Source organism: Chloroflexaceae bacterium, from assembly GCA_025057155.1.
Taxonomy (GTDB): domain Bacteria; phylum Chloroflexota; class Chloroflexia; order Chloroflexales; family Chloroflexaceae; genus JACAEO01.
On the sequence record JANWYD010000168.1, the window covers coordinates 1 to 530 of the forward strand.

The window sequence follows — 530 nt, forward strand, 5'->3', positions numbered from 1 at the left end:
AGAGCGCTTCCCTGCGGAGGAAGAGGTCGGGCGTTCGAATCGCCCCAGAGTCGCCAGCACAGAGGGGGCGGCTGCCAACAGGTGAGCCGCCCTTCATATAGCCTTCGAGACGGGGAGGTGACGGAGTGGTTGAACGTGCTCGTCTCGAAAACGAGTTGGGCCTGAAAGCCCACGTGGGTTCGAATCCCACCCTCCCCGCCAGTGATGCGCCCCGGTTCAGGGGCGCCTTTTTTTGGCGGTATTCGCGGGTCAGGGGGTGAGAACCGAGAACCTAGAACCAAGAACTGAGAACTAAGAACCAAGCATTGAGAACTAGGGGTTCGCCTACTAACCTGCCGCCTTCCCATTGGTCACCTTCCCACTGGTCGCCTCTAACCTTCCTACCTGCCGCCTGAAACCCGCGTCAGCGCCGCGCACATGGGCGCGCTCCTACGTTCAACGTTCAACCTTCAATCGCCGTCGCCGTCACGGGCGCTGCTCGCGCGGCTGTGCGCGGCAACGTCAGCAACGCGACGCTCAACCCGCTGGTC

Annotated in this window: 1 tRNA gene; it reads left to right on the top strand. The window is 62.5% G+C overall.

The features are described from left to right. Positions 1–111 precede the first annotated feature (111 nt). A tRNA-Ser gene (locus NZU74_20840) sits at positions 112–201 on the top strand. The last annotated feature ends 329 nt before the right edge of the window (positions 202–530 follow it).